Annotated in this window: 17 protein-coding genes; 8 read left to right on the top strand and 9 right to left on the bottom strand. The window is 66.0% G+C overall.

Features of this window, described 5'->3' with window-relative positions:
• The first annotated feature begins 39 nt into the window (after positions 1-39).
• Genes ACX40Y_RS13760 through mprF form a run of 3 tightly spaced genes read left to right on the top strand, consistent with a single transcriptional unit; the run spans position 40 to position 3,772 of the window.
• Positions 40-798, top strand: coding sequence for an AcvB/VirJ family lysyl-phosphatidylglycerol hydrolase (locus ACX40Y_RS13760; RefSeq protein ID WP_459120134.1), 759 nt, complete (start codon positions 40-42; stop codon positions 796-798).
• A complete protein-coding gene (locus tag ACX40Y_RS13755; RefSeq protein WP_459120133.1) occupies positions 795-1,208 on the top strand; it encodes a DUF2147 domain-containing protein in 414 nt (137 codons plus the stop codon). The genes ACX40Y_RS13760 and ACX40Y_RS13755 overlap by 4 nt, the downstream gene beginning before the upstream one ends.
• Positions 1,193-3,772: a bifunctional lysylphosphatidylglycerol flippase/synthetase MprF gene (mprF, locus tag ACX40Y_RS13750; RefSeq protein WP_459120132.1), complete on the top strand. Its 2,580-nt coding sequence runs from the start codon at positions 1,193-1,195 to the stop codon at positions 3,770-3,772. Before ACX40Y_RS13755 ends, mprF begins: the two co-directional genes overlap by 16 nt.
• Positions 3,773-3,775: 3 nt before the next feature.
• On the opposite strand, the gene ACX40Y_RS13745 is transcribed toward mprF, so the two are convergent.
• On the bottom strand, positions 3,776-5,107 hold the full coding sequence (locus tag ACX40Y_RS13745; RefSeq protein WP_459120176.1) for a cation:proton antiporter: 1,332 nt from the start codon (positions 5,105-5,107) through the stop codon (positions 3,776-3,778).
• A gap of 127 nt (positions 5,108-5,234) precedes the next feature.
• The gene (locus tag ACX40Y_RS13740; RefSeq protein ID WP_459120131.1) at positions 5,235-6,806 is read right to left on the bottom strand and encodes a GH39 family glycosyl hydrolase; all 1,572 of its coding nucleotides are present in this window, start codon (positions 6,804-6,806) and stop codon (positions 5,235-5,237) included.
• Between the two features lie 213 nt (positions 6,807-7,019).
• On the opposite strand from ACX40Y_RS13740, the gene ACX40Y_RS13735 reads away from it, so the two are divergent.
• On the top strand, positions 7,020-7,712 hold the full coding sequence (locus ACX40Y_RS13735; protein WP_459120130.1) for a type 1 glutamine amidotransferase domain-containing protein: 693 nt from the start codon (positions 7,020-7,022) through the stop codon (positions 7,710-7,712).
• 55 nt (positions 7,713-7,767) lie between these two features.
• Here the strand turns inward: ACX40Y_RS13735 and ACX40Y_RS13730 are convergent, their stop codons facing one another.
• The 4 genes from ACX40Y_RS13730 to ACX40Y_RS13715 are packed head-to-tail and all read right to left on the bottom strand — an operon-like array spanning position 7,768 to position 11,960.
• A complete protein-coding gene (locus ACX40Y_RS13730) occupies positions 7,768-8,568 on the bottom strand; it encodes an SDR family NAD(P)-dependent oxidoreductase (RefSeq protein WP_459120129.1) in 801 nt (266 codons plus the stop codon).
• Positions 8,565-9,581, bottom strand: coding sequence for a phosphotransferase family protein (locus tag ACX40Y_RS13725; RefSeq protein WP_459120128.1), 1,017 nt, complete (start codon positions 9,579-9,581; stop codon positions 8,565-8,567). The genes ACX40Y_RS13730 and ACX40Y_RS13725 overlap by 4 nt, the downstream gene beginning before the upstream one ends.
• The gene (locus ACX40Y_RS13720) at positions 9,578-10,663 is read right to left on the bottom strand and encodes a Zn-dependent alcohol dehydrogenase (RefSeq protein WP_459120175.1); all 1,086 of its coding nucleotides are present in this window, start codon (positions 10,661-10,663) and stop codon (positions 9,578-9,580) included. Before ACX40Y_RS13720 ends, ACX40Y_RS13725 begins: the two co-directional genes overlap by 4 nt.
• Positions 10,664-10,676: 13 nt before the next feature.
• The gene (locus ACX40Y_RS13715; RefSeq protein ID WP_459120127.1) at positions 10,677-11,960 is read right to left on the bottom strand and encodes an acyl-CoA dehydrogenase family protein; all 1,284 of its coding nucleotides are present in this window, start codon (positions 11,958-11,960) and stop codon (positions 10,677-10,679) included.
• Positions 11,961-12,097: 137 nt separating this feature from the next.
• Between ACX40Y_RS13715 and ACX40Y_RS13710 the strand changes: the two genes are divergently transcribed.
• Positions 12,098-13,351 carry a TetR/AcrR family transcriptional regulator gene (locus ACX40Y_RS13710; RefSeq protein ID WP_459120126.1) on the top strand — a complete coding sequence of 418 codons (1,254 nt, stop codon included), beginning with the start codon at positions 12,098-12,100 and terminating at the stop codon, positions 13,349-13,351.
• 48 nt (positions 13,352-13,399) lie between these two features.
• Here the strand turns inward: ACX40Y_RS13710 and ACX40Y_RS13705 are convergent, their stop codons facing one another.
• The gene (locus ACX40Y_RS13705; protein ID WP_459120125.1) at positions 13,400-16,147 is read right to left on the bottom strand and encodes a TonB-dependent receptor; all 2,748 of its coding nucleotides are present in this window, start codon (positions 16,145-16,147) and stop codon (positions 13,400-13,402) included.
• Between the two features lie 313 nt (positions 16,148-16,460).
• On the opposite strand from ACX40Y_RS13705, the gene ACX40Y_RS13700 reads away from it, so the two are divergent.
• From ACX40Y_RS13700 to ACX40Y_RS13690, 3 genes are all read left to right on the top strand, one after another.
• The gene (locus ACX40Y_RS13700) at positions 16,461-16,934 is read left to right on the top strand and encodes an EF-hand domain-containing protein (RefSeq protein ID WP_459120124.1); all 474 of its coding nucleotides are present in this window, start codon (positions 16,461-16,463) and stop codon (positions 16,932-16,934) included.
• A 169-nt stretch (positions 16,935-17,103) separates the two neighbouring features.
• Positions 17,104-17,823: a response regulator gene (locus tag ACX40Y_RS13695; protein WP_459120123.1), complete on the top strand. Its 720-nt coding sequence runs from the start codon at positions 17,104-17,106 to the stop codon at positions 17,821-17,823.
• Positions 17,820-19,202 (top strand): sensor histidine kinase, encoded by a 1,383-nt coding sequence (locus ACX40Y_RS13690; RefSeq protein WP_459120122.1) that lies wholly within the window; start codon positions 17,820-17,822, stop codon positions 19,200-19,202. Before ACX40Y_RS13695 ends, ACX40Y_RS13690 begins: the two co-directional genes overlap by 4 nt.
• Positions 19,203-19,280: 78 nt before the next feature.
• Here the strand turns inward: ACX40Y_RS13690 and ndk are convergent, their stop codons facing one another.
• Both ndk and ACX40Y_RS13680 read right to left on the bottom strand, forming a co-directional pair.
• Positions 19,281-19,703 (bottom strand): nucleoside-diphosphate kinase, encoded by a 423-nt coding sequence (gene ndk / locus ACX40Y_RS13685; RefSeq protein ID WP_459120121.1) that lies wholly within the window; start codon positions 19,701-19,703, stop codon positions 19,281-19,283.
• A gap of 74 nt (positions 19,704-19,777) precedes the next feature.
• Entirely contained in the window at positions 19,778-20,218 is a 441-nt protein-coding gene (locus ACX40Y_RS13680; protein WP_459120120.1) for a DNA polymerase III subunit chi, read from the bottom strand.
• Between the last annotated feature and the right edge of the window lie 94 nt (positions 20,219-20,312).

The following is a 20,312-nucleotide window of genomic DNA, read 5'->3' as shown; positions in this document are numbered from 1 at the left end:
TTCATGTTAGCTTCAGCTATCCAGGCGCAGGGGCCGCAAATGCCGAATCGCTTGCGAAACATTGCCCAGCACTGGCGCCGCGCACTGGCCACCCTCGCCGCGCTGCTCGTCGCTGCGGCCGGCGGCGTCTATTGGACCGCCGGTTTCTTCGATCGCGATCCGGTGCACCTCTATGGCATGCCGCCTGGTGTCCGCGCGCGCGTCGCCGCCGTGTTCATGTCGGGCGACATGGGGATGCGATACGGCATGGGCGCCTATGTCGCCAAGGCGCTCGCCGGCTCGGGCGTGCCCGTCTATGCGATCGCCAGCTCGACGGCGTTCGTCCACCATCGCAGCCGTGCCGACGTCGATGCGATGCTCGCAGACGCGATCCGGCAGGCGATGGCGCGCACCGGCGCCGACAAGGTGATCGTGATCGGCCAGTCGTTCGGCGCCGACATGGTCCGCGTGGGCATGACCTCGCTTCCCGCCGCGCTTCGCCCGCACGTCCCGGCGCTGGTGCTGGTGGTGCCCGGCGCCACCGCCTATTTCCGCGCCGATCCGCTCGGCTTCGCCTATACCGGCAAACCCGATGCCGACGCGGCCGAAGCCAAAGCGCTCGACTGGCTGCCGGTGACGTGCATCCGCGGCGCGAAGGAACCGGACAGCCTGTGCCCGCATCTCACCATGCCAAATGTCCGCCGGATCACGCTGCCCGGTGGCCATTATCTACGCGCGGACCATGACCTGCTGGTTCGCACCGTCCTTTCCGAACTCGGCCCGGTGCTTACGGGCCATTCGAAAGCCACCACGCGATGAACATCCTCGCCCTGTCGCTGTCGCTGATCACCGCGACGGTCCCCGCATTTCAGGAACCCCTGCCGCCGCCGGCTGCCGAGGCGGTGCTCGGCACCTGGCAGAACCCGCATCGCTCGATCGCGGTTCGTACCGAGATGTGCGGCGAGCAGCTTTGCGGCAGGATCGTCGCGGCGACGGCGGAAGCGCTTCAGGATGCTCGCGATTCGGGCGTGCCCAACCTGATCGGCACCGAATTGCTGCGCGCCTATCGAAAGGACAACGATACGCGCTGGACCGGAACGGTCTATGTGCCGGACATGGGCAAGAGCTTCTATTCGCACATCGTCGTCGTCTCACAGACACGGCTGCGGATTTCCGGTTGCATCCTCGGGGGGTGGATATGCAAGTCCCAGGAATGGACGCGCCTGTAGAGGCGGCGCCGGCGGCAGCGCCGCGCTGGCGCGAATGGTTGCTGCGATATCGTCGCCCGCTGCTGGCGGTGATCGCGCTTGCGATCGCCGGGCTGGGGTTCGAGGCGATCCGCGCGATCCTGGCCGAGGTTCGGCTTGCCGACGTTCGCGCGGCGTTTCAGGCGATCGATGGCGGCCGGATCGCACTCGCGCTGGCGTTCACCATCGCCTCCTATCTGTCGCTCACGCTGTATGACTGGTTCGCGGTGCGGACGATCGGCCGCTCGCTGCCTTGGCGCACGGCCGCGCTCGCGTCGTTCACCAGCTATACGGTCAGTCATAATCTCGGCCTGTCGCTGCTGACCGGCGGCAGCGCACGGCTGCGCGCCTATGCGGCCGCCGGCCTGGACGTTGCCGATGTCGCGCGGGTGACGCTGATCGCCTCGGCGACCTTTTGGGGCGGCGTGCTGGCGGTGACGGCGGTGGCGCTGCTCGCCGGCGAACGGCCGCTGGCGCTGGGCGGCTATTCGTTCGCGCCCATGTGGCAGCATTTCGCCGGCGGGCTGATCGTCGCCGCGATCGCCGCGCTGTTCGTGCTGCGCTGGCGCGGCCGCGACATGCTGCGTATCGGTTCGGCGACGCTGCCGGTGCCCGCGCCCCGGCTGATGGCGGCGCAGATCGCGGTCGCGGCGTTCGATCTCGCCTGCGCGTCCGGCGCGCTGTTCGTGCTGGTTCCCCATGCCGATCCGACGCTGATCGGCAGCTTCTTCCTCGCCTATGCAGTGGCGATCATTCTTGCGCTCGTCACCCATGTGCCCGGTGGCATCGGCGTGTTCGAAGCGACGATGCTCGCGCTGGTGCCGATCGGCCGCAGCGACCTGTTTGCGGCGCTGCTGATCTATCGCCTCGTCTATTATCTGCTGCCGTTGCTCGTCGCCGGGATCATCATGGTCGCACTGGAGGGCAAGCGGCTGCGTCGGCCGATCGCGGCCGGCCTCAGCGTGGCGGACCGGATCGGCCAGGCGCTCGCGCCGCCATTGCTGGCGCTGCTGGTGTTCGGCGGCGGGCTGGTGCTGCTCGTCTCGGGCGCGCTGCCGCCGGCGCATGGGCGCATGCACCCGCTGCACGAACTGCTGCCGCTGCCGTTCGTCGAGGGGTCGCACTTCGCCGCCAGCCTCGTTGGTACCGCGCTGCTGCTGATCGCGCCGGCGGTGCAGGCGCGGCTGAAGAGCGGTTTCCATGCCGCCCGCGCGCTGCTGATCGCGGGCGCGATCTTCTCGCTGACCAAGGGCGTGGACTATGAGGAAGCGATCATCCTCCTCATCGTCGCCGCGCTGATGCAATATGCCCGGCCCGGCTTTTATCGCAGCGCCGGGATCGGGTCCGCGCCGGTCGCACGCTGGTGGTGGGCGGCGGCGCTGATCGCGCTGGCACTCAGCGCCTGGGCGGGGTTCTTCGCGTACAAGCATGTCGCCTATAGCGATGATCTGTGGTGGGACTTTGCGTGGCGCGGCAATGCCCCGCGCTTCCTGCGCGCGACGCTCGGCGCGACAATGCTGCTGGTCGGCTGGGCATTCTGGCGACTGATGTCGGTGCCACCGCGTCCGCAGGAGCGCCAGCAATTGCCCGACGCGGTCGCAAAGCGCGCGATCGGTGCAACCAACCGCGCCGATTCAATGCTAGCCTTCACCGGCGACAAGGATTTCCTGATCTCCGCCTCTGCCGATGCGTTCCTGATGTATCGGATTCAGGGGCGCACCTGGGTGGTGATGGGCGATCCGGTCGGGCCGGAGGCGGCATGGTCCGAGCTGCTGTGGGAGCTTCGCCGCCGATGCGACGCTGCCCATGGCCGGCTGTGCCTCTACCAAGTGAGCGTGGCGATGCTGCCGCTGGTGGTCGAACTGGGGCTCCAGCCGATGAAATATGGCGAGGAAGCGCTGATCGATCTGCGCCAAGGCTATGATCTGAAAGGCGCGACGTACAAGTCGCTGCGCCATTCGACCAACAAGGCAAGTGCCGCCGGGCTGGCCTTCGACGTGATTCCCGCGGCCGAAGTGCTGGCGATGCTGCCCGATCTGCGCCGCGTCTCGGATGCGTGGCTCCGCGGCAAGGTCGGCGCGGAGAAGTCGTTCAGCCTCGGGCGTTTCGAGACCGACTACATCACCCGCTTCGACTGCGCGGTGCTGCGGCTCGACGGCGCGATCGTCGCCTTCGCCAACCTCTGGGCGACGCCGAACCGCGAGGAACTGTCAGTCGATCTGATGCGCCACCTGCCCGACACGCCCTATGGCGCGATGGACCTGCTGTTCGTGCGACTGATGCAATATGGCGCGGCGCAGGGCTTTGAGCGGTTCAATCTGGGCATGGCGCCGCTATCGGGGCTGAAGCCCGGCCCGCTGGCGCCCATATGGTCGCGGCTGGGGGCTGCGGTCTATGGGCATGGCGAACGGCTCTACGGCTTTTCGGGGCTGCGCGCGTTCAAGGCGAAGTTCGCCCCCGATTGGGTGCCGCGCTATATCGGCACCTCGCCCGGCGTATCGGCGCCGCGCGCGCTGATCGACCTTGCGGCGCTGCTCGGCGGCTGAGCCTCAGGCGAGTTCGGCGTCGTCGCTGCGGACGACCGCGCCGATCTCGCCCCGCCGCCGCGCCGCGCGGCCATAGACCAGCTCGAACAGCGGCGTTGCCATCACCGTCGTCACGATCGCCATCAAAACGAGCATCGCGAACAATGTCGGCCCGATGATCCCCTTTTGCAGGCCGATATTGATGATGATCAGCTCCATCAGCCCGCGCGAATTCATCAGCGCGCCGATGCCCAGCGCGGTGCGATTGTCCTCGCCCGACAGCCGCGCCGCCGCCCAGCAGGCGCCGAACTTGGCGAGGATCGAAACCAGCAGGATGCCAAGCGCGATCGCCAGCAACGGCAACGAATTGACCATGTCCATCCGCGTGTTGAGGCCCGAATAGGTGAAGAACATCGGCAGCAGCACGACCACGGTCAGCGGCTCGATCTTGCGCTTCAGCTCGGCGGCAAAGCGGCCGCGCGGCATCACGGCGCCGAGGATGAAGCCGCCGAAGATCGCGTGGATGCCGATCGCGTCCATGAAGAACGCGGATGCGCAGAACAGCGCCATCGTGATAGCCAGCACACCCATGCTCATCTCGCCGGCCCGTTCGACGACCGCCCCCAGTGGCGCGAGCAGCCTTCGACCCGCGAGCATCAGCAGCACGGCATAGGCAAGCCCACCGCCGATCGCCAGGATCGCGATGCCCGGCCCGGCGCCGAAGGTCGCCAGCACGATCGCCAGCACGCACCACGAACACGCATCGTCGAACGCGCCGGCGGTGAGCGACAGCGTGCCCAGCGGCGATTTGGCGAGCCCGCGCTCGTTGATGATGCGGGCGAGCATCGGAAATGCCGTGAGGGCGATGCACGCGCCGAGGAACAACATGGCATTAAAGCGGCTGATGTCCGCCGCGAACAGCCCCGGCACGCGCATCAGCAGCGGCGCGACGACGATCGCGAGCAGGAACGGTACGACGATGCCGGCGGCGGAGACCGCCATCGCACTGCGCACCTTGGCGCGAAAATGATCGATCTCCAGCGTCGTGCCGACCAGGAACATGTAGAGCCCGACGCCGAATTGCGCACCGACATAGAGCACGTTGCGCGTCTCTGGGGGGAAGATCGCCGCCTGCACATCGGGCAGGAACAGGCCGAGCAGCGACGGCCCCAGCACCACGCCGGCGATCATCTCGCCCACCACCTGCGGCTGCGCGAGAAAGCGCTGCGCCAGCCACCCCACAACCCGGCACGCGATCAGGATCACCGCGAGCTGAAGGAAGAAATGGATGCTGTAGTCGCCGGGCGCGAAGCTGGTCGCAGTTGCGGACGTTGCTGGCCCATGCGCGCCCAGCATGTCGCCGAACGCCCGTGTAACGCTCGACCAGATACCCTCGCTCACCTGCTACTCCCCCACCGCTCGTCGTGTCGACCTGCGGCCGACGAGGCAAGTCTTTTCGTCGACCTTTGGCGAGCCGCAGCCCCTACTTGGCCGGATCGAGCGTCACCAGCGCGATATCGTTGGTGGCGAGCGGCAGGCGATACTGCAATGCGCCCGATGCGCCGATCGTGACAGTCTTGTCGACCTCCGGCGTGTCACGGGTCAGCGCCTGAAGCGCATCGACCTGCGCCGATGTCAGCGATTTCGGCAGCCCCATGTCGATATAGGCCGAATAGGCATCGTTATGGCGAAAGCCGGTGCGATAGACGCGCAGCCGATACGCACCGCGCTTCAGACCGGCAAAATCGACCAAGGCCGGCGCTTCGGGCTTCGCGGGCACGAGGCGCGTGTAGAAGGGCCGGTTGCTCAGCTTCTGCTCGGGCTGGTGCCAGTCCCACACGACCGCGCTGACATGGCCCTGATCGTTCGCCGCCCAGCTATAACGGTCGCCGGTCTCGATCGCATCGCCGCGCAGCGCGTTCAGATATTTATACGCGAACCAGGCCGGCTTGCGGATTCCTTCGGGGTTCATCAGGCCGAAACCGCCCTGGAACGGCGCGGTCGGCGGGCCGGGCTCCTCGAACAGGTCGGTATAAGTCCAGTAGCTCATGCCCTGTACCATGCCCTGCACGCCCTTGAGCTTGGTGAGGATATAGGGTGCGCTGACATAGCTGTCGTGGACCGGGTCGCGCGGCGTGTAGCTGGTGCTCCATTCGGTGAAATACATCGGCAGATCGGGGAAAGCCGATGCGGCGATCTCCTGGCGAACCTTGCGAACGTCACCGATGATCGCATCCTGCGAAGGCGACAACTTCGTATCCCCCTTCCCCTCCTCGTCCAGGAAGCCGCCATCGACGCCGTACGTATGGGTAGTCACGAAATCGACCGGCACGCCAGCAGCGGCGACGTGGGACAGGAATTCGGGCACCCAGGCGGCGCCCGCCGTGGAGGGACCACCGACCCGCAGCGCCGGATCGACCGCCTTGATCGCGCGCGCGGTCACGTCGTACAGATCGAAATAGGCCTTCTGATCGGCCTTTTCCCAAAAGCCGTCGAGATTGGGCTCGTTCCAGACCTCGAAAAACCAGCTACGCACCTCTTCCGCGCCATAGCGATCGATCAGATGGCGCGTGAACGCATCGATCAGATCACGCCAGCCGTCGAGCCGGGGGTGCGACGTGTTGCCCTTCCAATAGAAGATGCTGTTGTCCGACGTCTTGAGCGCCTCGGGCGTGAAGCCGAGTTCGACGAAAGGCTTGATCTTCTTGGCGAGCAGATCGTCGTAGAGCTTGTCGATCCCCGACCAGTCATAGACGATCTTGCCCTCGCGCTGCTGCACGGTTTTCAGCACATCATGGAAGATCGCGTGAAAGCGGATGTAGCGGAAGCCGAGCTCGGGTACCGCAAGCGCCAGCTGGGCCTGGCTGTCCGGCCGGATCAGCGTGCCGGGATAGTCGGAGCCGATCGAGAGATCGAAGAAGCGGTCGACCGGTCCCTTGGGACTGGAGACATCGATGCGCACCGTCCGCGCGGGGATCGCCTGGGCGGCCGCAACCATCGGGTTCGTCAGCGCGAGCGCAGCGGCGGCTACACCGATCAGGATTCGTGGATGCATCGCTCTCTCCCCCTTTTTCTTGTCCGTTGCGGCGATGCCGCGGCCCGATTTCAGGTAGCGCTAACAAAGTCACCTGAGCGTTGAAAGCCAAAAAGCATATCGAGTGCGAGTAGCGATCGAACCAGGCGCGTCCGCGGACGTTAGACCTTCGCGCCCGTGCAACTTCACTTGCGGCACCCCATCTGAAACCCAGCTCAAAAGAGAAATCCCACCATGAAGATCCTGATGGTCCTCACCTCGCACGACCAGCTCGGCGACACCGGCAAGAAGACCGGCTTCTGGCTAGAGGAATTTGCCGCGCCCTATTATGTGTTCCGCGACGCGGGGGCGACGATCACGCTCGCCAGCCCGAAGGGCGGCCAGCCGCCGCTCGACCCGAAAAGCGACGCGCCCGATGCGCAGACCGCCGCAACCGATCGGTTCAAGGCAGACAAGGAAGCGCAGCACGCGCTCGCCAACACCGTGACGCTCGGCGAGGTCGACCCCGCCGACTTCGATGCGGTCTTCTATCCGGGCGGACATGGCCCGTTGTGGGATCTGGCTGAAGACCCGCGTTCGATCGCGCTCATCGAAAAGGCGCTTGCGGCCGGCACGCCCAGCGCGTTCGTCTGCCACGCCCCCGGAGTCCTGCGCCACGTCAAGGGCGCGGACGGTGAGCCGCTGGTCAAGGGCCGCCGCGTCACCGGCTTTACCAGTAGCGAAGAGGCGGCGGTCGAACTCACCGATGTCGTCCCGTTCCTCGTCGAAGACATGCTGAAGGCGGCGGGCGGCGACTATCAGCACGGCGATGACTGGGCTTCGTTCGTGCTCACCGACGGTAACCTCATCACCGGCCAGAACCCGGCATCGTCCGAAGCCGCCGCATCTGCCCTGCTGGCCGCACTTGCGGAAACCGGCGTCCGCTGAAAAAGCCACGCGGCAACGGCCGGGCGCGCCACGGCGGGCCCGGCCGTCACGGCGATCAGACGGCCGGCCGCCCGAACGTCTGGCGCGTGACCGGATGGCTGCTGCTCAAGCCGCCGTCCACGGCGATCGCCTGCCCGTTCACATAGCTGGCGGCATCGGACGCGAGGAACAGCGCGACCTGCGCAATCTCCTCCGGTGCGCCAGCGCGGCGGAGCGGATTCAACTGGCCGAGCCGATCGGCCTTGCCGTGCTCGCGCGCATAATCGAACGCGCGCTGCGTCATCCCCGTTTCGATCAGCCCCGGGCAGATGGCGTTGACGCGCACGCCGGTGCCGACCAGTTGCTGCGCGGCGGTCTGGACGAGGTTGATGACGCCGGCTTTCGACGCAGAATAGGGCGTGCCCCCCGCGCCAGAGCGCAATCCGGCGACGCTTGCGGTACACAGGATCGCACCACCACCGCGATCGACGATGCGCGGCGCCGCATGCTTGATCGCCAGCGCCGGGCCGATCAGGTTGACGCGCAATACCTCCGCCCAAAGTGCGACATCGGCGTCGAATATCCCCGCGACGCCGCCCGAGATGCCAGCATTCGCGTAGAATATGTCGATCCCGCCGAAATGTTCGCACGCCGTTGCCACCAGCCGTTCGACATCGGCCTCGTCGCCGGCGTCCATCTCCACTGCCACAGCGTCGGTCAGGCCGGCAATCGTGTCATGAACCGAGGCCGCGCGATCGGCCGCGACGACCGCGGCGCCCGCCGCTGCAAATGCCCACACGGTCGCGCGGCCAATACCGGACGCCGCACCCGTGACCACCGCCACTTTGCCGCCCAGATCGAACGATGGCCGGGTCATGCCCCTGCTTTCTCGGCGAACTGCCAAGCCGCGCTGGCAAGGCCAGGCAATCGTGTGACGGTGGCTGCCGCCTCGCTGCTCGATGCATTTCCGTCGATCATGCGCTTCTTGATCCCCTGGACGATGCCGGCGAGGCGAAAGAAGTTATAGGCGAAATACCAGTCGAGATCGGGCAGCCCGTCCCTGCCCGTCGCCGCACAATATCGCGCGACGACCGCTTCGATCGTCGGGATGCCGGTCTCCGCGCCTGCCAGGCCCATCACGCCCGCGCGCGCCTCGGGCGGCATCACCCAGCTCATCAGATAATAGGAAAAATCGGCAAGCGGATCGCCAAGCGTGGACAGCTCCCAGTCGAGCACGGCGAGGACGCGCGGGGCATCGGCTGCGAAGATCATGTTGTCGATGCGATAGTCGCCATGAACGATGCCGGTGCGGCTCTGCGGCGGCACCGTCGCCGGCAGGAACGCGATCAGCCGCTCGATTTCGGGAATCTCGTCGGTCTGACTAGCGCGATATTGCCGCGTCCAGCGCTCCACCTGCCGCGCGAAATAATTGCCGGGCCGCCCGTAATAGCCAAGACCCACTGTCGCGACGTCGACATTGTGGAGCGCCGCCAACGTGTCGGTCATCGCTGCATAGATTGCCGCGCGATCGCCGCGGGACATGCCCGGCAGCGCGCCGTCCCAGAATGTCCGCCCCTGCACCATCGCCATCACGTAGAAGGGCGCGCCGATCACGGCTTCATCGTCGCAAAGGCCGAGCGGCGCCGGCACGGGAAAGCCCGTGGGATGGAGCGCGGCGATCAGCCGGTGCTCACGGTCCACCGCGTGCGCCGATGGCAGGATCGGCCCGAACGGCTTCCGCCGCAGCACATAGGCGCCGCTAGCGGCATCGATCCGATAGGTCGGGTTGCTCTGTCCGCCGGGGAATTTCGTCACCGCGAACGGCGCCTCGAAACCGGCGACATTTGCCGCCAGCCACGCGCTCAGTCGGGCTTCATCCAGATCGCTCATGGAAATTCGATCACCGATCGCGCGCTGTTGCCCTGACGCAGCTTCTCGAGCGCGTCGTTGACCTGCGGCAGCCGGATGCGCTCGGCGACAATCGTCTCGAGGTCGAGCACGCCGTCGAGATAAAGCCGCACCAGCCGTGGCAGGTCGATCGGGAATCGCGTGCCGCCGAGCAACGAGCCCTGAATTTTCTTGCCGCTCAGGAAGCTCGGCCCGGGCAGGCTTACGCTCTGGCCCGGGGCGATCATGCCGAGGATCGTGGCGGTGCCACCGCGCCGGAGCAATTGCCAGGCGAGTTCGGCCGTAGCGGGTCGCCCCACGGCTTCGATCGCATAGTGAACGCCGCCGCCGGTCAGCGCCATCACCTGTTTGACGAGATCGGGCGCGCCGGGATCGAAAGCGTGCGTCGCCCCCATCCGCATCGCAAGCCCGCGCTTGTCCTCCACCGGATCGATCACGATGATCTGGCCCGCCGACGCAATCTTTGCGGCATTGACCGCCGCCAGCCCGATGCCGCCCGCGCCGATCACCGCGACCGCCTCGCCCGGCCGCACCCGGCTTTCGTTGAAGACCGCACCGGCGCCGGTAATCACCGCACAACCGAGCAGCGCGGCGCGATCAAGCGGCATGGCCGGGTCGATCGCCACACAGGCATTTTCGTGGACCAGCATCGCCTCGGCGAAGGCGGAAAGGTTGAGGAACGGCGCCAGCGCCTCCCCGCCCGACAGCCGCAGTCGCGGCTCGGCGTCGGACGGCCGCCGCGTCGACGGATCGACGCAAAGCGACGGCCTGCCGCTGATGCAAAGCTCGCACGATCCGCAAAAGGCGGTGAGGAAGGTGACGACATGGTCACCCGGTCGCAGCCGCGTGACGTCGCTGCCCACCGCCTCCACCACCCCGGCCGCCTCATGGCCGGGAATGGTCGGTACCGGATGGGGAAAGGCGCCGTCGACGAAATGCAGATCGGATCGACAGACGCCGACGGCAGCCGTGCGGATCAATACTTCGCGAGGGCCGGGCGCGGACACCGCGACCTCCTCGATCGAGAGCGGCTGTCCCGCCTCGAACAGTACGGCGGCCTTCATTCGCATGGCGTGCTCATCGGCTGACCCCCAGCTCACCTGACGAAACCCGATCGCGAGCGGCGGGCGCGTGCTTGCCAAACTCGGCGCGCGCGATCGCCCGCGCATGAACCTCGTCCGGTCCGTCCGCCAGCCGCAGCGTGCGCACGCTGCCCCAATGATGCGCGAGATCGAAGTCGCCCGAAACGCCCGCCCCGCCATGCGCCTGGATCGCATCGTCCAGGATCTGGAGCGCCATCATCGGCGCCTGCACCTTGATCATCGCGATCTCGAGCTGCGCGGCCTTGTTGCCCGCCTTGTCCATCATGTCGGCGGCCTTCAGGCAGAGCAGCCGGGTCATCTCGATATCGATGCGCGCGCGCGCGACGCGCTGTTCCCAGATCGAATGATCGGCGATGCGCTTGCCAAAGGCGATGCGGCTCACCAGCCGCTTCGCCATCGCGTCGATCGCTGCTTCGGCGACGCCGATGGTCCGCATGCAATGGTGGATCCGCCCCGGCCCGAGCCGGCCCTGCGCAATCTCGAACCCGCGCCCCTCGCCGAGCAGCAGATTGTCCACCGGCACGCGCACGTCCCGAAGCAGGACTTCGCCGTGACCGTGCGGCGCGTGATCATACCCGAAAACCGAAAGCATCCGCTCGATCGTCACGCCGTGGGTGTCCATCGGCACCAGGATCATGCTCTGCTGGGCGTGCCGGGCAGCGCTGAAATCGGTCTTGCCCATCACGATCGCGATCTTGCAGCGCGGGTCGCCCGTGCCCGACGACCACCATTTCCGGCCGTTGATCACATAATGATCACCATCGCGCTCGATCCGCGTCTCGATATTGGTCGCGTCCGATGATGCCACGGCCGGCTCGGTCATCAGAAAGGCGGAGCGGATTTCGCCGTGCATCAGCGGGCGCAGCCACGCCTCCTTCTGCGCCAGCGTGCCATAGCGGTGCAGGACTTCCATGTTGCCGGTGTCGGGCGCAGAGCAATTGAACACCTCCGAGGCCCAGTCGACCCGACCCATCTCCTCGGCGCAAAGGGCATATTCGAGGTTGGTGAGTTGCTCACCCTCGAACGCGAATTGCTCGTCGACATGCTGCTGCCCGGAATGCGGCGGCATGAAAAGGTTCCAGAGCCCGGCCGCCTTTGCCCGCGCCTTCACCTGTTCGAGCACCGGGTTGACGGCCCAGCGATCGCCCGCCGCGGCGGCCGCGCGATACTCCGCATCGCGCGGCCGCACTTCGGCGTCGATAAAGGCCTTCACCCGATCGCGGTAACGCGTCTCGCGCTCACTCGGCGTGAAGTCCATCGCATCGCTCTCCCGATCTATTTGATCGGCTTATAACGTACCCGATATTCGGTAAAGGGGCATGCGCCTCGAAAAACGACAAGCGCGATCTTCAAAAAACAATTCCGGCGGCCACACGAAGCGGCTAAGCTGGACTGATGCCTGATCCCGTCAAGACCGAAGCTGCAAGCGCCACCAGCACCAAGCGATTCCAGGCGAAGCGCGACGCCATCCTGGCCGCCGCCGCCGATGCAATCAACGAACAAAGCGCCAAGGGCATGACCTTTGCCGATGTCGCGCGCAGGGTGGGCCTCAACACCACGTCCGTCACCTATTATTTCAAGCGCAAGGAGGATCTCGCCGCTGCGGCGTTCGAACAGACGCTGGCTTGGCTCGACGCCATACTCGATCAGGCGCTGCTCGAATCCACGCCCGAGGCACGGGTCGCCCGCTTCCTCAACATCAACATGGAGAGGCTGGCCCGCATCGCGCGCGATGAGGAACGGGCGGTCGCAATTCTTTCCGACCTTCGCGCAATGGAAGAGCCTCTGAAAGGGCAGCTGCTCACCGGATGGCGCAACGTTTTCCGCAAGACGCGCAGCCTGTGGGGCAGCGACGGCACGCGCGCCCAAACCGTGCTGCGCGGCGCGCGCGCGCATGTGCTGCTGGAAAACAGCTTCTGGCTCAACGCCTGGATGACGCGCTACGAGGTCGATGAATATCCGCGTGTCGAGCAGCGACTGATGGACGTGTTTCGCCACGGCATCGCGGCACCTGGTCAGCGTTGGCAGCCTCACCCGTTCGAACTGATCCATGAAGAACCCGAACCAGGGCGCGAGGCGTTCCTGCTGGCCGCCACCCGCCTGATCAACGAACTCGGCTATCGCGGTGCCTCGGTGCAGCGCATCGCGTCCGAACTCAACGTCACCAAGGGCAGCTTCTACCACCATCTCGACGCGAAGGACGATCTGGTGATCGCCTGCTACCAGCGCAGTTTCGACATTCTTGCCGATGCGCAACGCCTGGGGGAGCGCCACGGCAGCACCCATTGGGAGCGGCTGGAAAGCACGATCGCCGCGCTGCTCGATTATCAATTTTCCGAACGCGGGCCATTGCTGCGCACCACGGCGCTGTCGGGACTGCCGCTTTCCGTGCGCGACACGATGCTCGATCGGTCGAACCGGATCGCCCGCCGCTTCGCCGGCATGCTGTCCGATGGGATCGCAGAAGGCACGATCCGACCGATCGACCCGCTCGTCGCCAGCCAGGCATTGATGGCGATCCAGAATGCGGCGTTCGACATGCGCAAATGGGCGAGCACCATGCCGCGCGAGCAGGCCGTCGCCTTCTATGCCTCGACGCTTGCGTTCGGCTTGTTCGACGATCGCGTGCTCGGGGCCTCGCCGGCATAAAAAACGGGCCGGGAGTCTCCTCCCGGCCCGCACCCCTGCCGTGACGACTCAGAAGCGCGTGCGCACCGTCAGACCATAAGTCCGCGGCTCGGCCAGATAGGCGGAGAAAATCTGCCGCCCGCCCGGGAACTGCGGATCGATGAAGGGAGCGGAGGACGCACCCTCCTGGAACGGCGAGTTGAAGATGACCTGGGTGAAGTTCTGATCGAACAGGTTCTGCGCCCAGAGCTCGATCGCCCAGCGTTCGTCTTTGCCGCGAATGCCGATGCGGCCGTTCACCAGCGGATAGCCATCCTGCATCTTCTGCGGGAACAGGTCCGATCCGGTGTTGTAGTCGCTGGTCAGGCGCGTGTCGAAATAGACGAGGCCACTCAGCCCCGAATTGCCGATCGGCGGCGTCCACGCCACCGATGCGGTCGCAACCACTTCCGGCGCGTTCGACAGATTTTTGCCCGGCAACTCGCGCAGCGCCTGGTCGAGCGGCGCACCGCTGTCGCTGCCAACGAGCTGATCGCGATATTCGGTCTTGGCATAGGTCAGGCCCAGCCCGACCCGGAAGTCGCGTGCCGGCACCAGCGACGCTTCAAGCTCGACGCCCTGCGACAGCACGCCGTAGCTGACGTCGCCCGAGGGGCACACGCCCGTCGTGCTTGCCGATGCGTTGTAATTGTTCGCCGCGCTGAACTTGCTCTGGTCACGATCGCCGCCATTCAGGTCGCTCGTACAACCATTGATGTTCTGGACGAGGAAGACCGTGCCGTTGAACGTGTTGAGCTGGAAGTTCTTGAACTCCTGGCGGAATGCCGAGATGTTCAGGCTGAACGCCCGCGTCGAATATTTCAGGCCGATTTCATAGGCGTTGTTGATTTCCGGCGCGAACTGGAGATTGCCGACCAGCGCCTGCGCCCCACCAACCGACGCAAAGGTGGCGATCGGCGCCTTGAGCGCGGAGCGATCAAGGTTGAAGCCACCTGCCTTATAGCCGCGCGAATAGCTGCCATAGAGCAGCAGGTCGTCAGTGGGCTTGTACGAGAGGATCGCGGTGCCGGTGAATTCATCCTCGTTGCGCTCGTCATGGATCGACACGCCGTCGAGCTCGGCGGTGGAGTTTCCCTGGCACGAAAGCCCGATCAGCGCATCGACGACGCCTGTCAGCGACGCGACCGAACGAAGCGGCAGCAGTGAAGCCTGGTTCGCGGTACACGCGGTGTTGTCGTTGCCGAAGGTCGCGGTCAGCCGCTTGCGCTCATTGGTGTAACGAAGGCCCAGGGTGAAATCGAGCCGGTTGGTCAGGTGGACGATGTTGTGCGTGAACAGCGCCCAGTTGCGGCTGTTCTGTAGATAATGGTCACGCGTCGTGCCGCGATCGTTGATGCCGTCGAGCCGGTCGAACGCCGCGTAAATCAACGGCGAGGCTGCGCCGAACGCAGCCGGGCGCGCGGCGAGACAGCCGGCCGAGGTCGGCGAATAGAGCGCCGCCAGCGCGCTGCCCGAAACGATGCGACAGGTGGCGAAGCGTCCATATTGGCTGCCGAAACGAAGATTGTCGACGACGGTCAGGTCTTCGTCGGCGAAATAGCCGCCGACCAGCCAGTCGAGCCGTTCGTTGAACGCCGTCCCCTGCAACCGCAGTTCCTGGCTCCACGTCTTGAAGCCGCGCGACGAGTCGTCGTTGGGCGCGCGATAGAGGATGTCGACATAGCTATAGTCGGTATCGGCACCCTGGCTGGCGAAATAGCTGCGATAGGCGGTGATCGAGGTCAGCGTCGCATTGCCCAGCGTCCAGTCGACCTGCACCGATGCGCCCCAGTCCTCGGTCCTGCCGCCATAGCTGCGGCCCGGGGAGATATAGAGATCGCGGCTATAGGGGTTCTGGAACGCCGCCATCGGCTGGCCAAGATCGCGGAGTACGCGGACGATGTTGTTGCTGGTGGGCGAATTGAGCTGGCCGACCGACGGGTTGATCGACTGGTCGACATAGACGGCGCCGCAGCAATCCTCGGTCCGCTTGGTATAGTCACCGATCAGCCGGACGCGCAGGTCGCTCGACGGTTCGAACAACAACTGGCCACGCAGGAAGAAGCGATCGCGGTTGTTCACGTCGCGATCGTTGGTGACATCCTGGTAAAAGCCGTCACGCTTCGAATAGACGCCATCGATCCGCCCGGACAGGCTCTGCGTCAGCGGCGCGTTGACGAACCCCTGCAGGCGAATCTGGTTGTAATTGCCATAGGTCGCCTCGCCGCCCGCCGAGAAGGTCGGCTCGGGCGACTTCGACACGATGTTGATGATACCGGCAGAGGCGTTGCGGCCGAACAGCGTGCCCTGCGGACCGCGCAGCACCTCGATCCGTTCGAGATCGCCCAGTTCGTTGAGGCCGATGCCGGAGCGCGAGCGATAGACGCCGTCGATGAACACCGCGACCGAACTTTCAAGGCCGGGATTGTCGCCGACCGTGCCGATGCCGCGGATACGCGCCGAGCCATTGGCTTCCGATCCCGTCGACGAGACGAGCAGCGATGGCGCGATCTGGTTCAGCGCGCGGATATCGTTGGCGCCGGTCTGCAAAAGCGCCTCCGAACTGATCGCCGACACCGCCAGCGGCACGTCCGCCAGCACCTGCGCGCGTCCCTGCGCCGTCACGATGATCTCGTTCGCAGCACCGGCATCGACCTGGTCCTCGCCGGCGGTCGTTGCTGCGGTTTCGTCCGTCTCACTCTGCTGGGCATGGGCAGGCGTCGCCAGCCCCATGACGAGAGCCGACGCTGCACAAGCCGACAAAAGGCGTAGCCGCATATGATTAGTCCTCTCCACGTGGCTGGAGCACTTGGCGGCTCCATACCCTATCCTCGAATACAGCGCCTGAACACAGAGACGTCAAGCAGAACTAAAGTTGCAAAATACGACTGGATCGGCGCTGTTGCGCAAAAGAGACAATGGATCGCAGCCCCCGACGGCCCTTCACAACGCCCTGCTCCCGCACCGATATGCCGCGACAAATTGCGACACTTTACTGGCGCGCTGACAAAAGGCTGAGACAGTTGGCCCCCAGAAAGGCGCTGTGCCGGGGGCCGCCCCCTCCCCCGGCACGCAGTTCAGGAGATTGACGATGTTGAGACAATTCACGATCGCGGCACTCGGCGCGACGTTGCTGGCGGGGGCGGGGCACGCAGCCGTGCAGGACCGCGGACCGCAAGGCCCCGGCCCCGATCCCATGACAAAGGCCGACGCCAATAAGGACGGCGTGGTCACTCGTGCCGAAATGCTTGCGGACGTCGATGCCCGCTTCAAGGAAATGGATGCCAATCACGACGGCAAGGTCACGCCGGAGGAGCGCGCCGCATTTCACGACGCGATGCGCGCCCGGATGGCAAAGCGCATGCCGCGCGACCGCGAACTGACCCTCGATCAGGAACATGCCCGTGCCAACCGGCTGTTCGACATGATCGACACCAATCACGACGGCAAGATCGATACCGCCGAACGCGCTGCGGCGCGGCAGAAGATGGCGATGCGCGGCCCCGGCGGCCGGCAAGGTCCGCCGCCGCCTGCCGATGGTCCTCCGCCGCCCGACGGCGAGTGACCTGAGCCGGAACGTGCCGGGGCCGCCCCGGCGATTGCATCGGACGATCCCGTGCCCCCGTCGGGATCAGCAGGCGCTTCTCCCCCTGTGCGCCCGCCTCGATACGATCGGACCCCCCGGGGCTTCCCGGCACGTTCCATCCTGCTGCTCGAGTTGCTAGTCGTCGCCCATGTCCGAAGTCCCCCATCTGCTGCTCGTCGATGACGAGCGCTCGATCCGCGAGCCGCTCGCCCAATATCTGACCAGGCAGGGCTTCCGCGTCACCCAGGCGGCCGAAGCCGAAAGCGCGCGCGCGCGGCTCAACGCCTATGCGATCGATCTCGTCATCCTCGACATCATGATGCCCGGCGAGGATGGGCTCAGCCTGTGCCGGCATATCCGCGAAACGAGCGAGGTTCCGGTGATCCTGCTCACCGCGCGCAGCGAGGAAACCGATCGCATCGTCGGCCTCGAAATGGGCGCCGACGACTATGTCGTGAAGCCGTTCAGCCCGCGCGAACTTTCCGCGCGCATCAAGGTTGTGCTGCGTCGCTGGTCGGGTGGCGGCGCAAAGCAGTACGCGCCGGAGACCGGATCCTATGCCTTTGCCGGCTGGGTGCTGCGCACCGGCGAGCGTACACTGATCGATCGCGACGGGGTCTCGGTGCCGCTTTCGACCGGCGAATATAATCTGCTTCATGCACTCGTGACTCGCCCGCGCCAGGTGCTGACGCGCGACCAGTTGCTCGATCTTACCCAAGGGCGCGAGGCCGCGGCATTCGATCGCGCGATCGACAATCAGGTCAGTCGCCTTCGCAAGAAAATCGAGCCGGACGTGCGCAACCCATCGATCATCAAGACGGTGTGGGGCGGCGGCTACACGCTCGCCGCCGAGGTCACCCGGCTTTGAGGCGCCTTTATCCGACCAGCCTGATCGGACAGATCGTGCTGCTGGTGGCGGTCGCGCTGTTCGCCGCCCAGGCGATCAATTTCACGATGCTGCTCCGCGAACGCCAGCTCGCCCGCTTTGCACAGGTCATCGTGCCCGCGGTGACACGGCTCGCCGACGCCGCCGACCGGCTCGTCATCGTGCGCCAGGGCCAGGCGCCTGGCGCCCCGGCAGTCCCGACGGGGCGCTTCATTTCGGATCCGCGCACCCGCGTTCAACTCCATCCGACCAACCCGATACCGGGGGCGCTTGGCCGACGCCCGGACATCGAGGCCGATCTGCGTCGCGGCCTGGCCGAGGGCGGGCTCGAAATGGGCGACATCATCGCAGCGGTCCGCCCGGTCGACCCCAGCAGGATTCATCCGCGCCAGATCGGCGCGATTCGGGCGGAGCGGCTACGACGGTACGGCGCCGAACTCCTCGTCGCGGTCGAGCTGCCGGGCAAGGGTTGGCTCACGCTCCAGACGGCATGGCCGCGCAGCGACCTTGCGCTGATATGGCAACTGATCGCCCAGACGCTGATCCTGTATATCGTCGTGCTCGTGCCGGTCCTGCTTGCCGGCCGGCGCATCGCCCAGCCGCTCCGCACGCTCACCGCCGCCGCCCGCGCCTTTCGCCCCGGCGACGGCGCCGCGCCGCAGGAGGAACGCGGCCCCAGCGACGTTCGTGCACTGATCGGCGCCTATAACGCGCTCGGCCGCCGCGTGACCGCGATGCTCGACGAAAAGGACCGGATGCTCGGCGCGATCGGCCATGATCTGCGCACGCCGTTGCAGGCGCTGCGCGTTCGCATCGAATCGGTCGAGGACGAGGACGACCGCGCACGCATGGCGGACACGATCGACGAGATGAGCCGCACGCTCGACGACATTCTCTCCCTCGCCCGGCTGGGCCGCCCGAGCGAGCCGATCACCGATGTCGATCTTGCGGCACTGGTCGATGCCGTGGTCGAAGATTTCCGCGATCTCGGCCACGATGTCGCGTTTGCGGAGGCGCCGCGTCTCGCCATGCGCCTCCGGCCGACGCTGATGCGCCGCGCGGTGCGCAACCTGATCGAAAATGCCGTCAAATATGGTGGTGGCGCCGAGGTGCAACTGCTGCCCGATCCCGACCATGTCGTCATCGAGGTCGCCGATCGCGGCCCAGGCATTCCAGCCGACAAGCTGGAGACCGTATTCAATCCGTTCACCCGGCTCGAACAGTCGCGCAATCGCGACACGGGGGGGATCGGCCTGGGCCTGGCGCTGGCGCGGGCGATCGTGCTCGATGCCGGTGGCCAGATCTCGCTGGAGAATCGCAGCGAGGGCGGTCTTGCCGCCCGTATCGTCCTGCCGCGCTGACGCGGTATTGCTCCCAACGAAAAAGCCCCACCCCGCGCTGGCGGAGAGGGGCCTTTGATTGGCTTGCCGGCGAAAGGATCAGCCGACGATTTCTTCCGGCTTGAAGAAATAGGCGATCTCGATCGCCGCATTTTCTTCCGAGTCCGAACCATGGACCGAATTCGCTTCGATCGATTCGGCCAGTTCCTTGCGGATCGTGCCCGGCTCGGCGTTGGCAGGATTGGTGGCGCCCATGATGTCGCGGTTGCGCTGCACGGCATTCTCGCCTTCCAGCACCTGCACGACCACCGGGCCGGAGATCATGAACTCGACTAGATCGTTGAAGAACGGGCGTTCCTTGTGAACCGCGTAGAAGCCCTCGGCCTGCTCGCGGGTCATCTGGATGCGCTTGGAAGCGACGACGCGAAGGCCCGCTTCTTCCAGCATCTTGGTGACGGCGCCGGTCAGGTTGCGGCGGGTGGCATCGGGCTTGATGATCGAAAAGGTCCGGGTCGCGGCCATGGCCGTGCGGCTCCTGTCATAGAAAGGGTGGAGAATGGCCGGCTCCCTAGTCGGCTGCCCGCATCAATGCAAGCTCAGGTGATCTTGACCCAGCGGCCGTCCTCGTCCTGCTTCCAAAATCGCCGCTCGATGCCCTCCTGCGCACCCAGGCCGCGCCAGGCAGCGCGCGCTGCGTCGATTGCGGAATCGTCGAAAAGATGGAGCGCCCGGCCGAATGCCAGCGCTTCGTCCCGCCACGTTCCGTCGACGATCGCGATTGTGCCGGCGCTGTTCACGGGCGTTGCGGCATCGGCAATCAGCACCGGCTGATCGGAGTCGTGCTCGCCGCCCGCCTCGGCATGCGGCAGGAAGCTGCCGGGCGCATAGGTCCACAGCAGTTGATCGATCCTGGCGCGCAGCACCGGATCGGCCGCGACCACGAGCAGCCGCCCGCCATTGCCCAACACCTTTTCGGCGAGTTGCGGGAGCACGCGATCGAGCGGCGCTCGCGTTAGATGATAGAAATCAACCTGCATCGCGCCCGCGTTAGCGTGGCAATGCGCCGACGCCAATGCACGCGCCGTTGCGGTGCCGCAGTCGCTACGATAGGGCGGCAGTTCTGCGTTCTGG

The organism is Sphingomonas sp. RS6 (assembly GCF_054489705.1).
Note: the sequence above shows the minus strand (reverse complement) of the source record. Positions and strands in the feature narration are given on the sequence as shown.